Origin of the sequence: Microvirga sp. GCM10011540, assembly GCF_042650665.1 — a bacterium.
GTDB lineage: Bacteria > Pseudomonadota > Alphaproteobacteria > Rhizobiales > Beijerinckiaceae > Microvirga > Microvirga lenta.
On the sequence record NZ_JBHSBQ010000142.1, the window covers coordinates 34,374 to 58,290 of the forward strand.

Sequence of the window (23,917 nt, forward strand, 5' to 3'; positions counted from 1 at the left end):
GCTCTGTTGGATAGCATCTACAGGCTGGAGGCGACCAGTCATTTGAGGTCCCGAGTCAGCCTTCCGCTGGGTTCGCTGGTGTCATCCATCGGGAATGACTTATGCCATAAAGTGAAAAGGTATTGCCTTCCCAAAGTATGGGTAGATGAGAGCTCAACTTGACAAGTTTCTATTGGGGTGGAACGCTTGCGGTAACTCGCGGACACCGACGATCATAGGAGTACCCTATGGGACAGCAACGGTCCCCGGCCGCTTGGAACGCGCTTTCTTCCCCGCCCTATAGGGCAGTGGGGCAGGTGGGTTAGCGCGTTGACCCAGAAGCACCTCACGGTTCCCGCAAAGCTCCTGCAGCAGCAAATGGCGCTGGTTTTCGAAGCTTGGGGGCTGCCGGAGGCAGATGCAGACATTACGGCTGAGGTGCTTACACGAGCCGATCTGATGGGGATCGATAGCCACGGTATTACTTTACTGCCCCTCTACGATGAGCTGATCCGAACCGGCCGCTTGGAGCCTCGGGCTAAGATCGGGATCGATCGCTCCTTCGGCGCGATCGCGGTGATCGATGGAGGCGGCGGGTTCGGCCAAGTTCCGTCCGTTCGCGCCATGGACCTTGCCATTGAGAAGGCCCATGCCTTTGGGATCGGCGCGGTCGGGGTGCGCAACTCGAATCACTATGGCGCTGCGGGAGTTTATGCTCTCCGCGCTGCGGAGAGAGGCCTTATAGGGCTCTCCACGTCCGCCGTTTACAAACCATCCATTGTTCCCATTTTCGGGCGTGAGCCAAGGCTTGGCACAAATCCTCTCGCCTTTGCGGCGCCCGGGCGACACAACAGGCCTTTCCTTCTCGATATGGCGACGAGCACGATAGCCATCGGCAAACTGAAACTTGCCGCGCGCGAAGGAAGGCGGCTGCCCGAAGGATGGGCCTTGGATGCTCATGGGCAACCCCAAGAGGATCCGTCCCAGGCGCTTCTGGACCGTCTGATGACGCCCCTCGGTGGTTCACGGACGATGGGCGGACACAAAGGTTATGGCCTTGCGGCAATGGTGGAGGTGCTGTCGACCCTTCTGCCTGGCGCAAGCTATGCACCGCTTCGCGCCCCTGATGCCGAGCGCTTTGACGTTGGACATTTTCATATGGCCCTTCATCCGGATGCTTTCCGTGAGCCCGGAGCGTTCCTGGATGACCTCGATGCCTTCATCGATTGTCTTCACGCAACACACCCCGCTGATCCTGATGAGCCCGTGAGAGTTCCAGGTGACCCGGAGCACGAAACCTTCGAGCGGCGCTCACGCGAGGGCGTGCCCGTTCCTCATTCGCTGGTTCAGGCCGTTGCGGCCATCGCTCGCGAATGCGGCGCAGACTTTCTGTTGGCCCAGCCAGCAGAATGAAAGGCCGTGACGGCTCGATCCGTTGCGGGACAATGACATGGAGGAAACGATGATGTTACGCACGATGCTGGCTGCCACCACGGCCTCAATGATTGCTCTTGGCGCACAGGCTGCTGACCTGAAACTGATGACAGGGCCGCAGGGTGGTGTGTGGGTGCCGCTAGGCGGCCAATTGAAGGAAATCTGGGAACAGGCCATTCCAGGCACGAACGTGCAACCTCTGCCTGGGGCGGGCATCGCAAACGTCCGTGGTATCGAGGAAGGCAAGGCCGATGTCGGGTTCGGAAACTCGATCTCGACCGTTGACGGACTGGCGGGCAACGCACCGTTCAACAAGCCGCACACCAATGTGTGCAACGTCGCAACCCTTTACCCCCAGTATTTCCAGATGCTCGTACCGGCCAATTCGGGAATCGAGAAGGTCACCGACCTCAAAGGAAAAGCCATAACGACGCAGCCGCGCGGCAATACTGGCGAGCTGATTACCCAGCAGCTCCTTAAGGCTCACGGAATGAGCTACGACGACGTGAAGGTCAGCTACGTTTCGTACACCGACTCGGTCGAGCAAATGAAGGATGGACATGCTCAGGCCTTCACGCTCGGAACGGCCATACCTTCCGGCGCCGTGATGGATCTGGCCTCGGCTCGAGACGTGAAGCTTCTGGATCTGTCCGGCAGTCTGCCCGAGATGAAGAAGATGAATCCAGGGTACACCCTCGTGACTGTCCCGAAGAATACCTACCCGAAACAGGACAGCGACGTGAAGGTGATCGGCTATGCCACGCACCTCGTCGCATCCTGCGGTTTGCCTGAGGATGTCGTTTACAAGATGACCAAGGCCGTCGCGGACAATGTCTCCTCTCTGGCAGCCACCAGCAAGGCGATATCCGGATTGACGCCTAAGGAAATGGCTGAAGATGTTGGAGTGCCCTTCCACCCAGGGGCTGCCAAGTTCTACAAGGAGCAGGGTATCTCCGTGCAGGCTAAGAGCTCCTGACGAGGGGGGCTGAGAGAAGCTCGCCGTTCCCCTCGCTGCTTCGGTGAGGGGGACGGCTCTCCAAGGCGTTTGAGACCTGAGCACGCGAGACCGCTTCTATGAACCAGTATCTGACGCACGGTAGCATCGTTCGCTGGGCCGCCGGAATTATCGGCGTAGCCATGGCCGCTTATCACATGTGGGTTATCGTGTCCGGTACGCCGGAGGCGATCATCTTTCGAGGCACTCACCTGCTGTTCGCGCTGACGCTCACTTTTCTGGTCGTTCGGCGCAGTCAGACCCATGAGGGGCAGCCGCCCTCCGTCTGGGATTATGGCTTGCTCGCTCTAGCCGTCTCGCCCGTTCTCTATCTTTTTGTGTTCTACGACTACGTCGTCAATCGCATCTACTACATCGATGACCTGACCTGGCTCGACATGGCGATGGGAACTCTCCTCGTCGTCATGATCCTGGAGGCGACAAGGCGCCTCATCGGATGGGCGCTTCCTATCACCGCTTTGGTGTTCCTGGCTTATGGAATCGTCTATGTCGGTGTCGAACCGATGCGTCTGCTCGACCAGCTCTACATGACGACGGAGGGCATCTTCGGGATGCCGCTCGGGGTTTCCGCATCCTATGTCATGATTTTCGTTCTGTTCGGTTCGTTCATGGAGAGAACTGGAACGGGACAGTTGTTCATGGATTTCGCCATGAGCCTGACCGGGCATACTGCCGGCGGGCCGGGAAAGGTGTCCGTCGTCAGTTCGAGCCTGTTCGGCACCATCTCAGGCTCTGCGGTCGCCAATGTCATGGTGGATGGACCCATTTCCATCCCTCTCATGAAGCGGACCGGCTTCCGGCCCCACTTTGCAGCCGGCGTCGAGGCCGTGGCTTCAACCGGGGGGCAGATCATGCCGCCCATCATGGGAGCTGCGGCCTTCGTCATGGCCGAGTTCATGCAAGTCTCCTATGGCCAGGTGGTCATCTGGGCTCTAATTCCCGCGGTGCTGTACTATCTTGCATGTTTCGGAGCGGTTCATTTCGAAGCCAAGCGCTTGGGACTGGCAGGTATGCCGCGCTCTGACCTGCCCCGCTTAGGCACCGTGCTGCGCGAGCGCGGCCATCTGTTCATTCCTGTCCTGACGATCCTCTTCATCATGTACTCGGGTTACAGCGCACCTATGGCCGCGCTCGCCGGCACTCTCGCCTGTTTCCCGGTGGCAGCACTGCGCGCCTCGACCCGCCAGAACGTGACCCTGCGCAATGTCGTGGAGGCGATGATCGATGGGGCCCGAAATGCATTGCCCGTCGCACTCGCTTGCGCGTGCGCAGGCATCATCATTGGGATCGTCTCGCTCACTGGAGCAGGAATCGTCTTCACCCAGGTCGTCCTTCATCTCGCTCAAAGTACATTGCTGCTGGCTCTCGTTCTGACCATGTTCGCCGGAATCGTTCTTGGCATGGGCATGCCCACGACACCGGCATACATCATCATGACGGCTCTCCTCGTGCCGGCGCTTATCAAGCTCGGTGTTGTTGAGCCAGCCGCGCATATGTTTGCTTTCTACTTCGCCATTCTTTCGGCCATCACTCCGCCTGTCGCGTTGGCTACATTCGCGGCAGCGGGCCTCGCAAAGGCGGACCTGTGGAAGAGCGGCGTGGCCTCAGTCAAGATCGGTGCAGCAGGCTTTATCGTCCCGTTTATGTTTGTTTATGAGCCTGCTTTGCTCATGATCGGCGATTGGCCCTTGATCGTCACTGCAACGGTAACGGCTGCAGCCGGGGCGCTCTTGCTGGCGGCCGGCCTGCACGGCTACCTTCTACAGACTGCGAATGTCTGGGAACGGGTGTTTCTTGTCGCTGCCGCTTTCTGCCTCATCAAACCTGGCATTCTTACGGACGTTGCCGGTGCAACATTTGCCGGAACCGTTATTCTCAGCCAGCTCACCAGAAGTCGCAAGATCATGAATCCACTAGGAGTGAAGGAGCCTGGAACGTCGTAGTCATCCATTGAATTCCGAGCATGGTGCAGATGAAGGATGGGGCGCTCATCCTGAGGTTCCGCGCCCTTGGTCTGATGCGGCGCTCCGCATCGCTGACCTCGCAGCATCTCGCGTTTTCGTGTTCGGTCCCGCGGATGTGGGCAAGAGTACGTTTTGCGGCCTGCTCCTGAAAGCAATGTGTGATACTCGACAGGAGGCGAGCCTGCTTGATGCCGATCTGGGGCAGAAGATGATCGGCCCCCCAGCCTGCGTTACCTTGGGAAGTGCACTACCAGAAGGAGCTATCGGCTTATCAGGATTGGCCTTCGTCGGGACGACTGATCCGCTTCGAGGCTGGCGAGGTCTCATAAACGGAATAAGACGCCTCAGCACAAAAGTCTCCAGTGGACCCCTCGTCATTAACACCGGCGGCCTCGTCCACGGCCCGGGCCTCCGTCTAAAAGCAGAGAAAGTCAAAGCCTTGGAGCCAGACCTGCTGGTCCTTATCGGAGAGGTCCGCGCTCTCGAACTGGATTGGATCAGTCACACGCAGGTTGTCGAACTGCCTCCATCGCCTCATGCCCGTCGCAAACCAGAGGGTCAACGTCGTGCGGCCCGACGCCATGCCTTTCGGTCCTATTTCCAGGACTCCAAGGAGACGCTCTTCGATCTATCGAAGGTCGCGCTCGGCAGTCCCGAGGATTCCGATCTGTTGCTGCGGAACAGATTATTGATCGGTCTTTCCGACGATGCCGGTGAGGATTTGGGGCTAGGTATCGTAACGGCATTCGATGCTCAGGCGCGAACCGTGACTTGCCTAACTCCTATCGACGTGAGTGCGGTTGTGCAGCTACGCCGGGGCAATCTTCTGCTTGGCGAAGACTTCTCTGAGAACACCTTGGCAGTGGCCTTATAGAGCTGTTCGTGCAGTCCGGTCGCGCGCTCAACCGTGCGTCTCCGCACTAATCATTCAAGCGACTACATGTGGGCGACAACCTTCAGAGCCGCTGCGACGAAGATCTTGCAGAGCGATTCCGATCGACTGGGAGGGGCATCGCGCATGAAACCTCGGTGACCTGCCTAATGCTCCTCTGCGGGAGCGGCCATCGAAGGTGGTTGCATTCGGTCCTGGAGGCGTCGTGGCAACGACCAAGCTCCAAATGCGTCGCTTTGGCAGTTGGAGCGATCTGTGGCTGTTGCAACAAATCCAGCGACCTGACGTTTTTCCCGGGAATCGATTGCAAAAGCACGCGTCGGGGAACCGGTGGGGCTGGGAGGGTCGCCTTCTGGCCGTTGGCTGTCCATCCCGATGAACTAGCCCTCTAGTGATACAGGATTGCGCCGATGACAGACGATGGGCAGGTCATACGCCTTCAGGTCGCCAATGCACGGCCGGGAGACTCCGGACGGGGGGTTGCACGGGTGAGCCGCAAGGCACTGAGTGAGCTTGGCCTTCAAGAAGGTCAAGCCATCGAAATCATCGGCAAAAGGCACACCACGGCCATAGCTGTTACTCCCTATGCCGAGGACGAAGGGCTGAACATCATCAGGATCGATGGGCTTCAGCGTGTCAACGCCGGTGTTGGAAGCGGTGACTATGTCGAGGTTAAGCCAGCCGAGGTTCGTCCGGCTAGTCGCGTCGTCTTGGCGCCGGCTCAGAAGGGGCTTCGGCTCCAGGGTTCGGGCGAGGCCCTGAAGCGCACGTTTTACCAACGTCCACTGACAGCCGGAGACGTAATTTCGACGTCGGTACATTCCCCGCGCGCTACAGATCCGAGGTTGCCGGAAGAGCTGCGTAGCCTTCTGAACATTCCAGCCTATGGTCTGCAGGAGATCCGGCTCGTCGTTGTTTCGACGCAACCTCGCGGGATCGTGCAGGTCACTGCCGAGACTGAAATCGAACTTCGCCCGCAGTTCGAGGAGCCGAAGGAGGCTCGAAGGGCGGATGTCACGTATGACGACATCGGAGGTCTTGGGAATACGGTCGATCAAGTTCGCGAGATGGTGGAGCTCCCACTGCGCCACCCGGAGCTCTTCCAGCGCCTGGGGATCGATCCCCCGAAGGGCGTTCTGCTCTACGGCCCTCCTGGCACCGGCAAGACGCTGCTGGCGCGGGCGGTTGCCAACGAGACGGAGGCGCAATTTTTCCACATTGCCGGTCCTGAAATCATGGGACGCCACTATGGAGAATCTGAGCAGCGTCTGAGACAGGTTTTTCAGGAGGCTCAGCAGAATGCCCCCGCAATCATCTTCATCGACGAGATCGATAGCATCGCACCCAAGCGCGAGGAAGTAACGGGCGAGGTGGAGCGCCGGATCGTGGCGCAGCTTCTCACGCTCATGGATGGGTTGGAGCCGCGGCAGAACATCGTCGTGATTGGAGCCACGAACCGACGTGAAGCCATCGACGAGGCCTTGCGCCGCCCTGGTCGGTTCGATCGTGAAATCGTCATCGGCGTCCCGGACGAGCCAGGACGGCGCGAGGTTCTGGCGATCCACACCCGTGGAATGCCGCTTGCAGAAGATGTGAACTTGGATGAGGTGGCGCGCACCACGTACGGGTTTGTCGGAGCGGATCTGTCTGCCCTAGCTCGCGAAGCGGCAATGGATTCGCTGCGCCGGATCCTGCCGAACGTCAACCTCAAGGATGGAATACCTGCCGAGGTGCTTGACAACCTTCAGGTCACGCGGATGGACTTCATCAATGCGATGAAACGCATACAACCCTCTGCGCTTCGAGAGATCATGATCCAGGTCCCAAATGTCACCTGGGACGATATCGGCGGCGTGGAGGAGGCTCGTACCCGTCTGCAGGAGGGCGTCGAGCTCCCTCTCAAGAGTCCGGAATCTTTCCGGCGCATCGGTATCCGCCCAGCCAAGGGATTCCTTCTGTTCGGACCTCCGGGGACTGGAAAAACCCTTCTCGCGAAAGCAGTCGCTAGGGAGGCTCAGGCTAATTTCGTGGCGACGAAATCGTCCGATCTCTTGTCCAAGTGGTATGGGGAATCGGAGCAGCAGGTGTCACGTCTCTTTGCTCGAGCCCGCCAAGTGGCGCCAACGGTGATCTTCATCGATGAGATCGATTCACTTGCACCCGTGCGGGGCGGCGGGCTTGGCGAGCCTGCAGTGACGGAGCGCGTGGTGAACACGATCCTGGCTGAGATGGATGGACTTGAAGAGTTGCAGGGCGTCGTAGTGATGGCTGCAACCAATCGCCCGAATCTCGTCGATCCTGCCCTCCTGCGCCCGGGCCGGTTCGACGAATTGATTTACGTTCCGGTGCCGGATGCTAAGGGCCGAAGGCATATTCTTGGCATCCACACCAAAAATATGCCCTTGGCAGAGAACGTGAACCTCGACATCTTGGCGGAGCGGACCAACCGTTTCACGGGCGCAGACCTGGAGGATCTGACACGTAGGGCGGGGCTGCTCGCCCTCAGAGAATCTCTCGAGGCTCAGCTCGTCACGATGAATCATTTCGAACAGGCTCTGAGAGAAACAAGACCTTCCGTCACGCCGGAGATGGAGCGCGAGTATGAGGACATGCTCCGAACGTTGAAACAGGAGGGGCCGCAGCGCCAACCTATCGGCTTCATTCCTGTCAGACAGGCTGCCGAATAAACCTATCCGCAGGCGATATCCCGTTTCTAGTCCGTGATACGGCTGTCTTTACCCATCGGCTATCGGCGTTGGGCTAGGTACTGGCTCTTCAGAGACCGAACGTGAGCTTCATCTCGGAGAGGCGGGCGCTTAGAAGCGGGGTGTAATTACCCAAGAAGCGGAGAGGGCTGTGAGTTGCGAAGTGCCACTCGGCCCTTCCCGTCTCGATGCGCGCCGAAGCACGGGCGCGAGACAGTCTCACTCCTTCCCCATGTGTCTGAACTATGCTCGTTCGGAGAGGCCAGCGTCCCGGAAGTGAGACGCGCGGACGAAAATTAAGCGATGCGAATACGTTATCGCCATGCGCCGCTGAGGCTTCGAAGCTGTCATCGGTGATCCTCTTGCCAAAAGACGCGAATTCCTTGGGGATGCCCCACATTGCCCGGGCTCCCGCGACCGAGGCAGGACTGTCAACCCAGATGAGCGGTACGTACGTGCATGTCCTGTTGTCCGACTGCACACGGAGCGCAACCAGGAGTTCGTCATAGGAGAGGGTGCCGGGAGGCTCATAAACGGCCCATGCCGTTCCGATCAGGGTCCTCCCGTAGAGGGTGAGCGGACGGGTGCCGGGAGGCAGTGGCAAGGGGAGATCTTTCAGAGGTATCGACCAGAGGGAAGCGTAAAGGGTTCCAACGAGATGCCAGGGGGCTGGAGGATAGGGCAGGTCCGCATCTTTGGAGGTGCTATCAGTCGACAACGTTGCCTCTTGTGAGACAGACCAGGGACGTTTCGATGCATAGGTAGCCCTCGATGGCGTGGAAGCAACCGGCCGTAGATGAATATGGGCTGTTGGGAAAGTGTGGGCCTGCAGTCAGGAACCTTGAGTGGACAACAACCCGATGGAGGTACTTTGGCCGAGGCCGATGCTCGCCCAAAATTGTCGCCACGCCGGGGCCCATAGGTTCTAAGCTGCGATAAGGAACGGTCGCTCACGCATGAATCGGCTCGCTCCGGACGCACATTACTCGCTTCAGTTTCGCTCTGGAGTTATGCCTGCCCCGCGCATCCAAGGGCTGCGGGGCCAACACCAGCCGAAGGGATGTCGCCTGTGGTCCAATCTTTGCGATTGCCTACTCTCCTTCTCATCGGAGCCCTTGCTTTCGGTTCCACTGTCCTGCACGTGCGGCCGGTCCTGGCAGAGAGCGACGCCAGCCCGCAGCAACTGTCCACTGGAGACCGTGTCCAGATAACTGTGTTTCAGCAGCCCGAACTCTCCGGAGATTTCGTTGTCGATAGATCGGGGGCGGTGATCCTTCCCCTTGTGGGTGCCATACCGGTGCAGGATCTGACACTTGTCGAAGCCGAGAAGCGGATTGCGGCGCGACTCGCCGACGGGTACATGGATCGGGCGGTCGTCAGCCTCAAGATCAACGAACAGCGGCCGATCCACATTCTCGGAGATGTGCGGTCACCGGGGAGCTACCCATATCGTTACGGTGCATCCGTTCTGAGTGCTGTCGCGCTGGCTGGCGGAATCGGTGCAGCGGAACAGGCAGCCGCTGGAAACAGGTCAGAGCTCTTGCAAGCGGACGAGCGTTTACAAGTTCTTCAAGCAACACACCGCGCACTTTATGTCCGGCGGGCGCGACTGGAGGCGCAAAGAGCGGGCTCGCCAAAGGTCGTTCTGCCGGAAGGCGCTCCCTATGCGAGCGACGATCCGGACGTAGCACGGATCCTCAAGGAGGAGCAGGATATCCTCTCGGTCCAGAGGGTAGGGCATGAGCAAACTCTACGGCTGCTCCGCGATCAGAAGCCCCGTCTTACAGCGGAGATCGCTGGAGTGAAGGCTCAGTCGGACGCTGAGGAAAAGCAGTTGCAACTCCTTCAGGAGCATATCGCAGATTACAACAAGCTGGTGTCCACCGGCTTGGCACGCAGGTACGCCATGATTGAACTGCAGCGTGAAGAGGCTCGCCACAAGGGCAATCTCGCGCGCTTCGCGGCCGATATCGCACGTCTAGAAATTAGCATCGGCGAAATCGGGGTACGAATCCAGGAGGCTGAAAACGAGTATATGCGACGCACGATCACCGAATTGCAGGAGGCTCGTGCACGCATGCAGGAAATGGAGATCACGATTCCGCTTGCTCAAGAGGTGCGAGCGGCGCGCCTCACCCAGAGTCGGACTGCTCTTATGGGAGCGGCCGGTGATACGACCTACACGGTTGCGATCTTAAGATCCCGCAGCGGAAAAGAAGAACTCATTCAAGGCGATATGAGGACGCGCCTCGCTCCAGGAGACATCATTGAGGTGCGGCAACAAGGATCTGGAGGTCCTGCACCTCCATCGCTGATCGGTAGCCTGGTTGTCCAGGCCCAGAATGCTGCAACGAAACCGGTCGAAGAGGCCCCCGTTGGGGAAACGCAATAGCAGTTCGGACCTTTGGCATCATTGCTCGCGCTGCAGAGCATGCGCCTAATCCTTCAGGAGGCATCAGATAGCTCTTTATTCAGTTGGAAGTCGAGCTGCTGCTGACTAATCTCCGCAAAGCTTAATAATCATTGGCGGAGCTGGTCTTGTGAACGATGATACTTCCGGCAGGCAGAACATGCGGGCTGCCGTCGATCAGCTCACCAACGGTCCAGGCGTCTCTCATATCGATGATTCCGATCCAGCAGCTCCTTACTATCGGCTGCTCGCGAAGATGCGGACACCTCTGACACTGCGTGACATCATGATCCGGCCTGTCCGGAGCGGCTATATCAGCGAGGACATCAATCCTGCGGATCTGCCTCCGAGTGCCGACGAGCTCTATCCGCAAGTCACTGTTTCGCAGATCTACGTGCCTTCATCTCTCGGGCCCATTCGCTGCCAGGTCTATAGACCTGCGGGCGCCGAACTGCTTCCGATCATGCTGTATGCGCATGGAGGCGGCTTTACCGTCGGTCGCTCAGAAGACACCGCATATATCACCAGCCGCATAGCGTGGGAGGGCAGGGTGGTCGTGGTGAGCGTCAACTATCGGTTGGCGCCGGAATGGCCGTTCCCTGCAGGTCTCGAGGATTGCTGCACTGTCTTCCGCTGGCTGCGCAAGCACGGAGGCGAACTCGGAGGCTTTCCCTCCTGGATAGCGGTGGCAGGAGATTCTGCCGGCGGGAATATGGCAGCTGCTCTGCCGATAAAGCTGCGCGATGAGGGCAATGCCCCACCTGAGGCTGCCGTCCTGATGTGCCCGATTACGGATTTCCATGTAGAAGAGTACGACTCCTTCGAGCGTCTCGCGCCGCTCGGGATTATCTATGACACAGCCTTCGTCGGTTACATTCGCGGCGCCTATGTCGTCCATGGCAGGAACTGGTCTCACCCTCACGTGAGTCCATCCCGCGCGGATCTTGCCGGTTACCCTCCTACGATCATCATCTCCGGCTCGGCTGACCCGATAGTCGATGACAATCGTTCCTTCGTAAGAAAGTTGCAGGACAGCGGCAGGGAAGTCGTTCACTTCGTGCGGGAAGGAATGCCTCATGGTTATTACTTCTTCCCAGGTCTGTTGAAGGAGGGAGATGAGGCTTTCGAAGCCATCGCCAGTTTCCTGACCGCGCAGACGGCAAATCGTTAACTTATCGCACCACCCTTACAATGAAGCAGATTTATCTATGGCGCTCTCGCTGAAATCGCTTGCCCTTGCGGCCGCTGGAGTTTCTCTGGCATCGTCCAGCTTCGCACAGGAGCGGCAACTGAGTTTGATCCAGTCCGAGACGACGCGAGGCGAGGTGCTGGAACAGCAGGACCGGAAGCACCGCCGTATCGAGGCGAGGAATATGCGCGCTCAGAAAAGCATCTGCGAGAATGGATGCAGGGATTCGGGACTGGGGCGGAGGACGCAGCCGGCCGATCCGTTTGAGCAGCTGCCCAGTTGGGACGATCCTCCCGTCGTGGAGACGCAATCATCGGACGAGTGACGACGGGCGACCCATGACGAACAGATGCAGTCTCCTGCGCGGCTACATGAGTGTCGTCGCTATGCCCCAGGCGCAGAGAGCAAGCCCGCCGATCAGTCCCACCCACCGCAGCACGTGCGCCGCGCTGTCGTTAGCGGGGGTTGTTTCATGAACTTCAAGGAGACGTTCGCTTTCGTCATGCACGTCGCGCTCCTGTCGTTTCGGACATCTGGCGGCAGACGCTTCACCTCTTCGCGTATCGCTCCATCTACGACAGAAGGACTTCGCTCAATAAGGTTGGCTGTCATCCTTAGTGGACGGTATCCTCTTCCAACCAGCAGAACCGCTCCTTGAACGCTTCCAGATGACCGAAGCTTAAGGTCGCCTCGGTGGGCAGAGCTCTTTCCGGTACAACATCGAAGCCTTTGAAGAGAGCGAGATGGTCTTCCGTCGGCAGGCTCAGGTAGACGTCGGACCGACCGTCATTCGGGCGAGGCGTTGAAACCATGAGCATATCGAAAGGCAAACCTAAGCTGTTCGAGAGCTGATTATACTGTTGCTTCAACTGCGCCCATTCAGAGCTGTTGGCGTTCTTTCTGACCCAGATCATTGTGGCCTCTAGTCCGTCTGCAATATCTCCTGTCATATTCATACCCATGTCTGATGCCTTGGGCATGATTTCATAAGGGGTACTTCACGAGAACGAAGCCGCACCGCGAGCCTTCGAGCTTCAGCGTTTCTCCGTCAGGAGCGCCTGGGGGCAATCGATGAGGTTGCCGGCACGTCGAGGATTTGAGCATCCGGTTCGGGCCTGGGATCATCAAGCCCATAAACATCTTTCCTGAAATGTACTGTGCCATCCTTGGTGGCATACCCGGTGAGGTACACCCAGGTGACCAGGACCGGCTTCTCAAGTCTGATGTCTTGTCGAACTGTCGAGGAAATTGCAGTCTCGATTGCGGCTTTCGTCCAACCGCCTGCGGGGCCCGATGTGTCGCGCAGCAACCACTCCGCAAAGCTGGCGATATCCGCGACACGAACACAGCCCGATGAATGGAAGCGTGAATCCTGCGCAAAGAGCCGCTTCGTAGGCGTGTCGTGCATATAGACCGCTTCCTTATTCGGCATGTCGATGCGGATCTGGCCGAGTGAGTTGAGCACACCCGGATCCTGCCGCAGGGTATAGCTGGCCACCTTCTGGGTCGACCAGTCGAGAGACTGCGGATCGATCTCCTGCCCCTTCGCGTCCAGAATGCGAATCTTCATCTTGTCGAGATAGGAAGGATCCCTGCGCACATGCGGAATGATATCCTTCTTGATCAGAGATACTGGAACCGTCCATGTCGGGTTGAGATTGACGGCGGAAATGCGGGTTTCGAGCGTCGGGGAGGGTCTGTCAGCTTTTCCCACGATCGCGACGTAGCGCCTCGAAACCTGGCCACTCTCGACGGCCTCGACCGTGGCGGAAGGAATATTGACCACGACATAGCGTTCGCCGAATGGGAAAGTCGTGCCCATCAGTCTCTGGGCTGATGTGGCGAGCTGCCGGTGTCGGGTGAGCGCAGACACGTTCAACGCCTCAAGGGTCTTTTCACGCATAGCGCCGGACTCGGGTAAGCCATGACGCGCTTGGAACCGCTTGATGGCTGCTGTAAGCTCGGCGTCGACAACATCGCTGCCGATCTTGTCAGATGGCAGGTCTCCCTCGAGTGAAAGTCGTTTGCGGAGAACGGCGACCAGGGGATGCTTGTCCCCGCTCTGCAGGACCGTGTTGGGGGGCAAGACCGGCCAACCGCCTGCTTCGGCGATGCGCTTGTATGTCCATGCTGCCCGCATCGTATTGATGAAGGTTGTCGCATCTAGAGTCGGGCGAGGATCCTGTGAAATCGAGACAGGAGCAGGAATTGGCCTGCTCCTGTCGGGCGCTTGAACTTCCCGCACCGCTACGGAAGTAGGCAAGACGGATTCCTGCGGTGCAGCGGCTGGCGTGCTCTCACGGGAGAGGGCAGGTGCTGCCATGAAACAGGTGCAGCATAGAAAACTTGAAACCAGAACATGATGAAATTTCATTATAATGACCCTGCGTCACCGTCCGACTATGGCTGACGAGGGTTTATAAAACGCTGCGATATTCCGTGAGGTGCTCCAAGGATTAAAGAACTTCCTCTATCCTCCGCCTGATGTCGTTGAGAGACGCCATGCAGTACTCTCCGAACCGCCTCGCCAAATCGGGATACTGCCTGTTCGCCGGTCTGTATATTCCAATTACATATGGAATGGACACCGACAGGCGGCGCAGTTCTATATCTTTATCCAGGGAATAAAGTGCGCTGATTGGATTGATGATGGAAACCCCAAGGCCTTGGGAGACGAGGGAGCAGATAGAGGTAGCTGTGGTCGCTTCGACACGCAGGCGCCGAGTGACAGCATGCTGCTGGAAAATGTCATCGACCGTTCTCCGGTAAGCGTCGTCTGCAGAAAAATAGATGAAATCTTCGCCTTCGAAGTCGCACGGCTCAAGAACGGCTTTCCTGGTCAAAGGATGACCTTTCGGCAGAATGCAGAGCTCCTCGCCAACGTCGATAATGGTGGATTCTATTCCTTCCAAAGCTGGGGCAGCCTCAAGGATACCGATGTCGTAGTGGCCAGTGGAAAGGCCGGTTGCGATTGCCCCCTGCTCGACGGAGTGGATGCTGAGACGAAGGGCGTCGTGACTGCCGAGAAAACTGCGGCACACGGGAGGAAGCAATGTGGAGCCGTAAGCCGGTAGACAGGCGATTTTGATGTGCGCGGAGGCATTCGCACGGATGGCATCGGCGGTGCGAGTTATTTCCTCGAGCCCTACGAAAGAGCGTCTTACCTCAGCGTGCAATGAGAGCGCGGCCTCGGTTGGAAGAAGGCGTCTGCCTTTGCGGGTGAAGAGTGGGAAGCCGACGAGTCTCTCAAGCTCCTTCAGTTCCCGGCTCACGGTAGGCTGAGACGTACGCAGGAGATTGGCCGCCTGAGTGGCGCCACCCGCCGACATAACGGCATGAAAAACCTCTACGTGACGGAGAGATAATGTCACAGTTCCCTCTATCCATATCAAAAATGGATCGATTGAGTGAAAGATGATATTTGGAGAATTCTTTCTCGTTTGTCACCATCCGCGAAAATGAGTTCCGAAGAAACTCGGGTTGGCGCAACAAAGTGTCGCTTGGGTTCGGGGCACCGCACTTGTTCGTGTGGCTGATATAAGGGGATGGGCGGAGATGGGACGGCGCGTTCTGGTTGCAGAATTCATGCATGAGACGAACACGTTCAGTGTTCAGCTGACGGACGAGAAAGCTTTCAAGAACTCCAGCTACTATCTTGGCGACGAAATCCTGCCGGCATTTCGTGGGACGCGGACATCCATCGGTGCGGCCCTTGAAGCGGCGGAGAAGTTCGGGTGGGACGTCGTTCACCCAATCGCTGCTTCGGCCAATCCATCTGGCAGGGTGACCGACGAGTGTTTCGAAGCCCTGACGAAGCGAATTTTGGATGCTTGCGATGGCATGGACGGAATTCTGCTTCACCTTCATGGCTCGATGTCCACTCAAAGCCACGATGATGGCGAGGGTGAGTTGCTCGCCCGCATCCGGTCGCGTGTCGGGCCTGACGTGCCCGTTATCGCCGTGCTCGACCTCCATGCGACCGTGACGCAGCGAATGGCCGACAATGCAAACTCGCTGATTTCATACCGGACCTATCCCCACATCGATCAGTACGAACGAACTTGGCAGGCTGCGGAGCTTCTGGAGAAGGCCATGGCAGGTGTAGTAACGCCTCGAGTGGCTCTTGCCCGCCGCCCCATCCTGTATGCCCTGGATGGAGGGCGCACCACGTCCCCTCCCATGATGGAACTGCTCCGAAGAGGTGACCAGATAGAGGTATCAGGAAAGGCTCTTGTCGTCAGCGTCCAAGCCGGATTCTCCTCTGCCGACGTTCACGACATCGGACCGTCCATTGCCGTCACTGGCAATGATCGAGCCTCGGCCCAGGTAATCGCCGAGGAGCTCATGGACTATGCCTGGGAGCAGAGAACATTCTCGTCGATCCATTTCACGCCACTCGCTGAGGCCATCGCCAAGGCGAAAGCCGAAGAGGCTGGAGCCGTAAAGCCTCTGATCATTGCAGATTACTCCGACAATCCCGGCTCCGGCGCTTATGGGGATGCCACCGCTCTTCTCAAGGCCGTGCTCGAGGCGGATCTCCAGAATGTCGGATTCCATGCCATCTGCGATCCCGAGGCGGTGCTGCAGGCGCAGGCGGCTGGGGTTGGCAATCGGGTGACGCTCGAACTGGGAGGAAAGACCGATCCGACGATGGGAGGAGGTCCTCTCAAGATCACCGGCCATGTCGCTGCAATCACCGATGGATCCTTCATCGCCTACGGCCCGATGGGGGGCGGTGCCCGTCGCAATTATGGTCTGAGCCTTTTGCTCCGGGTCGGCGGAGTGGAAATCATCGTGATCAGTCATAACGGTCAAGCCACTGACCTTGGGCAGTTCACGTCCCTCGGAGTCGATCCAACTCGAAAATCGACCCTCATCGTGAAGTCGATGCAGCACTTCCGTGCAGCCTTCGAGCCGATTGCGCGAGAGGTCCTTGAAGTCGATACCGGTGCGTTGTCGACGCGCAATTTCAAGGATCGCCCCTACAAGAACATCAGACGTCCGATTTGGCCTCTGGACGCCATTTGAGGACATCTTGCCGTAGACTGCCGGAAGGAAGCATCATTCTCCGGCCGACGTCAGTAACCAGGAAGCTTGCATGAATATCGCTGTTAGCCAGTCCCTCGCATCCGATCGGTCGGGAGAAGCAACTGCTCGCCCAATCGCGGACATCATACTCAGAAACGGTCCGATCTGGTGCGGCCGAAATGAGGGTGTCGTTGAGGCGGTCGCAATTTGGCAGGACCGGATTCTGGCGTCCGGGCGCGATGCTGACATCGCCAGTCTAGCCGGCCCGGCAACGCGGATAATCGACCTGAAAGGTCGTCTCGCCACACCCGGACTAAACGACTCGCATCTCCACCTGATCTCCCTCGGAATGATGATGGACTGGGTGGATGCAAAGCCAACCACCGCACCGACGCTTGAATCGCTTCTTTCCGCGATCAAGGAGCGGGCTTCGAAGACACGTCCCGGCGAATGGATCCTCGCCCGCGGGTACGATCAGACGAAGCTCGATGTAGAGCGCCATCCCCATCGGAGCGAACTCGATCAGGCGGCTCCAGACCATCCTGTGATGCTGGTACGCACCTGCGGACATATCTCGATCTGCAATTCCAAGGCCTTGGAATTGGCAGGAATCGATGAGAGTTCGCCGACGCCTCCGGGAGGTCTGATCGAGCAGCAGAATGGCCGCCTCACAGGGTTGCTGGCGGAGAACGCCCGTGCGCCTGTTTGGGCAGTCATTCCTCCGCCAACGCAGGACGAACTCGTCGCCGCCATCGAGCGAGGTGGCCGTCACCTCTTGTCGTACGGCATCACCAGCTGCATGGATGCGGCTGTCGGACAACGGGGCGGTTTCGGCGAGATTGCGGCTTACCACAGAGCAAAACGCGAAGGCCGGCTTCCCGTCCGTACCTGGCTGGCGCTGCTGGGCGATCCTGACAAGACGATCGTTCCGCAATGCTATGAAGCTGGACTGATCTCGGGTACGGGAGATGACATGCTGATGGTCGGAGCCATCAAGTTCTTCCTCGATGGTTCCGCCGGCGGCCGCACTGCTTGGATGTCGAAGCCCTACCTGGGCGAGGATGCCACGACCGGTGTTCAGATGATGTCCGACGACGAACTGAATGAACTTGTCATGGACGCTCACGCCAAGGGGTATCAACTAGCCTGTCATGCCATTGGAGATGCGGCGATCGAGCAGTTGATCACCGCCTATGAGCGAGCTCTTGCCGCGTTTCCCGACCCGAACAGGCGTCACCGGATTGAGCACTCCGGATTCTCCACGCCGGAGCAGCACGACCGGATGGTGAAAGCTGGTATCTATCCATGCCCGCAACAGGTATTCGTCTATGACTTCGGAGACGCCTATGTTTCCGTGCTCGGCGAAGAGCGGGGATTGAAGAGCTATCCGTTCAAGACGTGGATCGATCTCGGCCTGAAGCCTGCAACCGGCAGCGATGCGCCGGTCTGCGAACCTGATCCGTTCCCGAATTTCTATGCAATGCTGACACGCAAGACATGGAAGGGAACAGTGATGGATGTGAGCGAGTGCATCTCGATAGAGGAGGCGCTTCAGGCTTACACCGAGTATGGCGCATTCTCGCAGAAGATGGAGAACGTGAAAGGGCGCCTGGTGCCGGGTCAGTTGGCGGACATCGCAGTCTTCTCGCGAAATCTTCTGACCGCCTCGCCAGAGGATATTCTTGACAACACCCAATGCGATCTTACGATCCGAGGAGGTTCGATCGTTCATGATCGTCTCGGCGTCTCTTAGAACATAAAGGGGAACGCGCCTGGACGTCGAACTGCATCGACGGGTGTATGAACTATTTGCGGGCCGGCATATCGCCGGCACGTCCGCAGATGTCACAGCTTTGGAGGATCAGCCGTGCTCAAGAAATTCGTCATCACCACAGCGCTAGCTCTTACCATGAGTACCGGCGCCTATGCCGAAACACCACGTCAGGGCGGTACGATCCGCTTCACGGCACCGTATGGATCGAGCTTCGCGAACCTCGACATCCACACGTCCAATCGGGCTCAGGACGAGATCTGGGCGAAGGCCATCCACCGGGCGCTCTACAACTGGGACGCAAACGCCAATAAGCCGGTTCTCGAACTGGCGAAGGAGGTCACGGTTTCAGGCGACGGTCTCGTGCATACCTTCAAGCTGCGAGACGACGCATTCTTTCATCACGGGCGTAAAATGACCGCCGACGATGTCATCTGGACCTTCACCAGATTGATGGATGGCGCAAAGGCCTATCCCGGCGCGCGCTACGTGCGCATCATCAAGGGTGCCATCGACGTCGAGAAGGGGCAGGCGAAGGAAATCTCCGGTCTCAAGAAGATCGACGACTTCACCATCGAAATGACCCTGACCGAAAAGGTTGATCCTGGCTTCAATTTCTATCAGGCCATGACCTCCATCTATCCTGCGGACGAGGCAGGCAAGGACAGTTTCAACTCCAAGCCTATCGGGTTGGGGCCCTACAAGTTCGTCGAGTACGTCCCCGGATCGCGCTTGGTCGCGGAGCGCTGGGAGAAGTTCTATAAGCCCGGCAAGCCTCATGCCGACAGGGTGACGATCTCGATCATGGGCGAAGCTTCGGCACGTGACGTCGCATTCCGGAACAAGGAGATCGACGCGTCGATCCTCGGGCCAACCCAGTATGTCGCCTACAAGGCGGATCCGGAACTCTCGAAGGGCATTCTCGAGGTTCCCGAGGTCTATACCCGCATCATGGGAATGAACCCGAACTTCAAGCCATTCTCCGATAAGCGTGTCCGTCAGGCCATCAATCACGCCATTGATGCGGACCTCATCATCAAGCGGCTCGTGAAGGACAAGGCCTACCGCGCGACGAGCTGGCTTCCGATCTCATCGCCGGCATACGACAAGGATATGAAGCCTTACGCCTACGACCCTGAGAAGGCGAAGAAGCTGCTCGCGGAGGCGGGGTATCCGGAAGGCTTCGAGTTCGAATGGACGGCAACATCGAATGAGAGCTGGGGAATTCCGATCGTCGAAGCCGTCATTCCCATGCTCGAAAAGGTGGGAGTCAAGGTCAAGATCAAGCCGGTCGAGGGCACCGTGCTGTCGGAGGTGGCACGTAGCGGCGATTACCAGGCCTTCATCTGGTCTAACACCTCGGGTCCGGACCCTCTGACCTCGCTCAAGTGCTTCCACTCGGCGACGCCGCAAACGGCCTGTAACTACACCCAGTTCAAGAATGCCGAGTTCGACAAGCTTCTCGATGAAGCGGCCGCGACGGACGATGCCACAAAGCGGATCGAGAACTTGAAGAAGGCTAACGCGATCCTCCGTGAAGAAGCGCCTATGTGGTGGTTCAACTACAACAAGGCTGTCATGGCGTATCAGCCTTGGATCAAGGGATTGCAGCCGAACGCAACCGAACTGGCGATCCAGAACTACGAGGACATCTGGGTCGAGGCGTCCTCGCCAGCCGCAAAGTAAGCGGCAGGTTTCGCAAGCACTCACAGTAAACTGCAGATCCTGACGCTCTGGGACCAAACACCAGAGCGTCAGGCCGGAGCGTTGTATGCTGTCTTTCATCGTGCGGCGATTGCTGCAGACATTGCCTATCATTCTGGCTGTTGCAGCTCTGATCTTCGTGATGTTCAGTGTCATTCCGGGCACTTTCGCATCGAGCATGAGCGACGACGGACGGAGTGTCCTGGACGCCGAAGTCATGACGCGGATGAACAAGGAGTTCGGTCTCGACGATCCGGTTTACGTCCGCTTCGGCAAGTACATCGCCCAGTTGGCGACGTTCGATCTAGGAACCTCTTTCAGGACGCGCCAGCCGGTCGCGGATGTCATTGCCGAGCGCCTTTGGCCTACCGCTCAGCTTGCGATTGCATCCATGTTGTTCGCGATAGCCGTCGGAGTGCCGTTGGGGTTCATCGCAGCCCTGCGGCCCGGCGGATGGATCGATACACTTTCCATGATCGGTGCCGTGTCGGGATTGTCACTTCCGAAGTTCTGGCTTGGCCTGATGCTGATGTATCTCTTCGCGCTCGTGCTTGGTTGGCTGCCGAGCTTCGGCTATGGAGACGGCAGCATCCGCTATCTGATCTTGCCTGCCGTCGCCCTTGGTGTCGCGCCATTGGCGCTTCTGGCGCGCACGACGCGGGCTGCGGTGCTTGAAATCATGAACGCCGATTTCGTCCGCACGGCTCGCGCCAAAGGAATGAGCGAGAGCAAGGTCGTGCGATGGCATCTTACCCGGAACACCCTTGTGATCGTACTGACGACGATCGGTCTTCAGTTCGGTACCGTTATCGGTCAGGCTGTGGTCGTCGAGAAGCTGTTCTCCTGGCCTGGACTCGGTTCGTTGCTGGTCGACAGCGTCACTCTGCGGGACATCCCCGTCGTTCAGGGTTCGATTCTCGTGATCGTCCTGCTGTTCCTTCTCATCAACATGCTCGTCGATGTGCTTTGTGCCATCATCGATCCGCGCATCAAGTATACCTGAGGCTATGACATGAAGCTCAGAGCCAACCTCCTGATTGGAGGCGTGCTTTTCGCCGGTGTAGTCATTGCCGGAATCTTCGCTCCCTGGCTGGCTCACACCGACCCAGTGATGGATGCCAATCTGATGTATGCGGAGGAGCCGCCTGGCCAGGAATTCTGGTTCGGCACCGATGCCCAAGGTCGCGATATCTATAGTCGTGTTCTCTACGGAGCTCGTATTTCGCTCACGGTCGGCATCGTGTCGCAGCTCATCAATACCGTCATCGGCGTGTGCCTCGGTCTTTCCGCCGGCTACTGGGGTGGCTGGTGGGACGACTTTGTGAATGGCCTGACCAACATGATGCTGGCCATTCCCTCCCTGATCTTCGCTCTTGCAATCATGGCGATCCTGAACCCTGGATTGACGAGCTTGCTGATCGCGCTCGGCCTCACGAACTGGTCGTTTACCTGCCGGCTCGCGCGCGCATCGGCTCTCTCGCTGAAGAGCCAAGGCTATGTGCAGGCGGCAAAGGTGCTGGGATATGGTGATCTGCGCATCATGCTGACGCAGCTCCTGCCCAATATGCTCGGTCCCATCATCGTCATCGGCACTCTCGGCATGGGCGGTGCGGTGCTCGCCGAAGCTGCGCTGTCCTTCCTTGGCCTCGGCATCCGCCCACCTTACCCCAGCTGGGGCAGCATGTTGTCGGACGCCCGGGACCAGATCACTACGGCCCCATGGATCTCTATTTTCCCCGGGCTCGCGATTTTCATGACCGTCTTGGGCTTGAACCTGCTGGGTGACGGGCTGCGCGATATCCTCGATCCTCAAGCGAGGGCACGGCGCGCATGACGGCTAAACCCCTTCTCGAGGTTGAGAACCTCAGGATCGATCTTGCTCTCGGCAACAAGAAGTTTGCCGCCGTGCAGGATGTCTCCTTCACGATCGGGCATGGTGAAACGCTGGGGCTCGTCGGTGAGTCTGGCTGCGGCAAAAGCATCACCGCTCTGGCGCTCATCGGCCTCCTGCGTGATCCGCTCGCCATCGGTGGTGGAACCATTCGCTTCGATGGGCGCGAGATCCAAAGCCTTTCAGCTTCCGAGATGCGGAAACTGCGTGGCAATCGCATTTCGATGATCTTTCAGGAGCCGATGACGGCGCTCAACCCCCTGTCTCCCGTGGGGAGGCAGATCGCGGAAATGTTCGTGCTGCACAAAGGGGCCAGCTGGCGGGAGGCCGAGCGGCTCGCTGTCGAGGCGCTGGCAAGCGTGCGGGTTCCGGCACCGGACCGGAGGGTCAAAGACTACCCTCATCAACTGTCCGGCGGCATGCGCCAGCGGGTCATGATTGCGATTGCCTTGGCCTGCGGGCCGGATCTTCTGCTCGCGGACGAGCCGACGACAGCCCTGGACGTGACGGTTCAGGCCGAGATACTCGACCTTATCCGTGACCTGTCCGCCGCCAAGGGAACGGCGGTGCTGATGATCAGCCACGATCTGGGCCTGATCGCGAATATGTGTCGCCGGGTCGGAGTCATGTACGCGGGAAAGCTCGTTGAGGAACGTGCTGCCGAGGATGTGTTCCGGGCTCCGAGCCACCCTTACACAAGTGGGCTCGTAGCCTCCCTGCCGCTGCTCGGTGCAAGGTCCCGGCATGGCCGGCAACGGCTCAAGGAAATTTCTGGCGTCGTTCCACCCGTTGCGGCATTTCCGACCGGGTGTCGCTTCAATCCCCGCTGCTACGCGGCCAGTGATATCTGCAGAGCCAACGATCCTGCAGCGACCCCACTGAACAGTGGCGGTTTCGTACGGTGCCACCATCATGAATGAAAACACTGGTGATACGATCCTGAGGATTGAGGATCTCGCGGTCCACTTTCCGCTTGGCGGCGGCTTGTTCGGCGGACCGAGGCGGCTCCTGCATGCAGTAGATGGCGTCGATCTGGAGTTGAAGCGCGGCGAGTGCCTTGGCCTTGTCGGAGAGTCCGGTTGCGGAAAATCGACCCTTGCGCTGTCCATTCTGGGACTTCAGGCGCCGACCCGTGGGCGGATCATCCTTGATGGTCAAGATGTTTCAGGAGCGAGTGCGGGGCGGAAGGCGAGGGCGCGCATTGCCCAAATGGTGTTCCAGGATCCGTATTCATCGCTCAATCCCCGTCAGACAGTACGCAGGACCCTCGAAGCTCCCCTCCGCCTCCACGGCATTTCGGCATCAAGCGAGATCGAGGGGCGCGTGGCCGATATTCTCAAGCGGGTCGGTTTGAGGCCGGAGCATGCCGAAAGGTATCCGCATGAGTTCTCGGGAGGGCAGCGTCAGCGCATCGGCATCGCGCGCGCGCTGATCCTGGAGCCGAAGATCATCATCCTGGACGAGCCGGTATCTGCACTCGACGTCTCCATTCGGGCGCAGATCATCAACCTGCTGCTGGAGCTCAAGGAAACGCTTGGCCTCTCCTACATCATGATCAGCCACGATCTCGGTGTGGTCGAACACATGAGCGACCGTGTCGCTGTCATGTATCTCGGTCGTATCGTAGAGACGGGAGGCTGGGAGGAAATCTTCACGAATCCGCAGCATCCGTACACGCGGGCCCTCATTTCGGCGATTCCAGACCCGTTCAGACGCAGCAGGGGAGCGAAGATCACGGGTGAGATTCCAAACCCGCTCGACCTCCCTACCGGTTGCAGCTTCCACCCACGCTGCCCTGAGGCGCGGGATATTTGCCGCGCGCCCTCAACACCCGAGTTTCGCCAAGTTGGGAAAGGGCATCTTGTCCGGTGCCGACGTGTTGGCGAAATCGGGATGCCGGAGAAGGCGCTGCTCGCGTGAGACTGAAAGGCAAGA

The 23,917-nt window shown here is 58.6% G+C and carries 19 protein-coding genes; 15 read left to right on the forward strand and 4 right to left on the reverse strand.

The genetic code is table 11. From position 1 onward, the window contains the following. Nucleotides 1-309: 309 nt before the first annotated feature. The 5 genes from ACFOYU_RS23900 (at nucleotide 310) to ACFOYU_RS23920 (ending at nucleotide 7,971) form a co-directional block, all read left to right on the forward strand. Entirely contained in the window at nucleotides 310-1,392 is a 1,083-nt protein-coding gene (locus ACFOYU_RS23900) for an Ldh family oxidoreductase (protein WP_377035485.1), read from the forward strand. 49 nt (nucleotides 1,393-1,441) lie between these two features. Continuing rightward, on the forward strand, nucleotides 1,442-2,389 hold the full coding sequence (locus ACFOYU_RS23905) for a TAXI family TRAP transporter solute-binding subunit (protein WP_377035486.1): 948 nt from the start codon (nucleotides 1,442-1,444) through the stop codon (nucleotides 2,387-2,389). A 98-nt stretch (nucleotides 2,390-2,487) separates the two neighbouring features. Beyond that, entirely contained in the window at nucleotides 2,488-4,371 is a 1,884-nt protein-coding gene (locus tag ACFOYU_RS23910) for a TRAP transporter permease (protein ID WP_377035487.1), read from the forward strand. Nucleotides 4,372-4,507: 136 nt separating this feature from the next. Further along, nucleotides 4,508-5,266 carry a Clp1/GlmU family protein gene (locus ACFOYU_RS23915; protein ID WP_377035488.1) on the forward strand — a complete coding sequence of 253 codons (759 nt, stop codon included), beginning with the start codon at nucleotides 4,508-4,510 and terminating at the stop codon, nucleotides 5,264-5,266. 428 nt (nucleotides 5,267-5,694) lie between these two features. Further along, the gene (locus ACFOYU_RS23920; RefSeq protein ID WP_377035489.1) at nucleotides 5,695-7,971 is read left to right on the forward strand and encodes a CDC48 family AAA ATPase; all 2,277 of its coding nucleotides are present in this window, start codon (nucleotides 5,695-5,697) and stop codon (nucleotides 7,969-7,971) included. Between the two features lie 88 nt (nucleotides 7,972-8,059). Here ACFOYU_RS23920 and ACFOYU_RS23925 read toward each other — a convergent pair whose 3' ends face one another. Further along, complete coding sequence (locus ACFOYU_RS23925) at nucleotides 8,060-8,707, reverse strand: acetoacetate decarboxylase family protein (RefSeq protein WP_377035490.1); 648 nt, start codon at nucleotides 8,705-8,707, stop codon at nucleotides 8,060-8,062. A 342-nt stretch (nucleotides 8,708-9,049) separates the two neighbouring features. On the opposite strand from ACFOYU_RS23925, the gene ACFOYU_RS23930 reads away from it, so the two are divergent. The 3 genes from ACFOYU_RS23930 to ACFOYU_RS23940 all read left to right on the forward strand — a co-directional run bounded on the left by ACFOYU_RS23930 (nucleotide 9,050) and on the right by ACFOYU_RS23940 (nucleotide 11,913). After that, on the forward strand, nucleotides 9,050-10,381 hold the full coding sequence (locus ACFOYU_RS23930) for a polysaccharide biosynthesis/export family protein (RefSeq protein ID WP_377035491.1): 1,332 nt from the start codon (nucleotides 9,050-9,052) through the stop codon (nucleotides 10,379-10,381). Nucleotides 10,382-10,529: 148 nt separating this feature from the next. Continuing rightward, nucleotides 10,530-11,570: an alpha/beta hydrolase gene (locus ACFOYU_RS23935; RefSeq protein ID WP_377035492.1), complete on the forward strand. Its 1,041-nt coding sequence runs from the start codon at nucleotides 10,530-10,532 to the stop codon at nucleotides 11,568-11,570. Between the two features lie 37 nt (nucleotides 11,571-11,607). Continuing rightward, nucleotides 11,608-11,913, forward strand: a complete 306-nt coding sequence (locus tag ACFOYU_RS23940; RefSeq protein ID WP_226741516.1) for a hypothetical protein — start codon at nucleotides 11,608-11,610, stop codon at nucleotides 11,911-11,913. A 289-nt stretch (nucleotides 11,914-12,202) separates the two neighbouring features. Here the strand turns inward: ACFOYU_RS23940 and ACFOYU_RS23945 are convergent, their stop codons facing one another. The 3 genes from ACFOYU_RS23945 to ACFOYU_RS23955 form a co-directional block, all read right to left on the reverse strand. Further along, nucleotides 12,203-12,568 (reverse strand): hypothetical protein, encoded by a 366-nt coding sequence (locus tag ACFOYU_RS23945; RefSeq protein WP_226741517.1) that lies wholly within the window; start codon nucleotides 12,566-12,568, stop codon nucleotides 12,203-12,205. A 68-nt stretch (nucleotides 12,569-12,636) separates the two neighbouring features. After that, nucleotides 12,637-13,962 (reverse strand): murein L,D-transpeptidase, encoded by a 1,326-nt coding sequence (locus ACFOYU_RS23950; RefSeq protein WP_377035493.1) that lies wholly within the window; start codon nucleotides 13,960-13,962, stop codon nucleotides 12,637-12,639. 82 nt (nucleotides 13,963-14,044) lie between these two features. Beyond that, nucleotides 14,045-14,959 (reverse strand): LysR family transcriptional regulator, encoded by a 915-nt coding sequence (locus ACFOYU_RS23955; RefSeq protein WP_377035494.1) that lies wholly within the window; start codon nucleotides 14,957-14,959, stop codon nucleotides 14,045-14,047. A gap of 184 nt (nucleotides 14,960-15,143) precedes the next feature. Here ACFOYU_RS23955 and ACFOYU_RS23960 point away from each other — a divergent pair, with 184 nt between their 5' ends. From ACFOYU_RS23960 to ACFOYU_RS23990, 7 genes are all read left to right on the forward strand, one after another. After that, complete coding sequence (locus tag ACFOYU_RS23960) at nucleotides 15,144-16,616, forward strand: M81 family metallopeptidase (RefSeq protein ID WP_377035495.1); 1,473 nt, start codon at nucleotides 15,144-15,146, stop codon at nucleotides 16,614-16,616. A gap of 70 nt (nucleotides 16,617-16,686) precedes the next feature. Further along, nucleotides 16,687-18,369, forward strand: coding sequence for an amidohydrolase (locus ACFOYU_RS23965; RefSeq protein WP_377035496.1), 1,683 nt, complete (start codon nucleotides 16,687-16,689; stop codon nucleotides 18,367-18,369). A gap of 156 nt (nucleotides 18,370-18,525) precedes the next feature. After that, nucleotides 18,526-20,073 carry an ABC transporter substrate-binding protein gene (locus ACFOYU_RS23970; RefSeq protein ID WP_377035562.1) on the forward strand — a complete coding sequence of 516 codons (1,548 nt, stop codon included), beginning with the start codon at nucleotides 18,526-18,528 and terminating at the stop codon, nucleotides 20,071-20,073. Nucleotides 20,074-20,158: 85 nt separating this feature from the next. After that, entirely contained in the window at nucleotides 20,159-21,094 is a 936-nt protein-coding gene (locus ACFOYU_RS23975; protein WP_377035497.1) for an ABC transporter permease, read from the forward strand. Between the two features lie 9 nt (nucleotides 21,095-21,103). Beyond that, entirely contained in the window at nucleotides 21,104-21,925 is an 822-nt protein-coding gene (locus tag ACFOYU_RS23980; RefSeq protein ID WP_226741523.1) for an ABC transporter permease, read from the forward strand. Then, complete coding sequence (locus ACFOYU_RS23985; RefSeq protein ID WP_377035498.1) at nucleotides 21,922-22,902, forward strand: ABC transporter ATP-binding protein; 981 nt, start codon at nucleotides 21,922-21,924, stop codon at nucleotides 22,900-22,902. Before ACFOYU_RS23980 ends, ACFOYU_RS23985 begins: the two co-directional genes overlap by 4 nt. Then, nucleotides 22,895-23,902, forward strand: a complete 1,008-nt coding sequence (locus ACFOYU_RS23990) for an ABC transporter ATP-binding protein (protein ID WP_226741705.1) — start codon at nucleotides 22,895-22,897, stop codon at nucleotides 23,900-23,902. The genes ACFOYU_RS23985 and ACFOYU_RS23990 overlap by 8 nt, the downstream gene beginning before the upstream one ends. The last annotated feature ends 15 nt before the right edge of the window (nucleotides 23,903-23,917 follow it).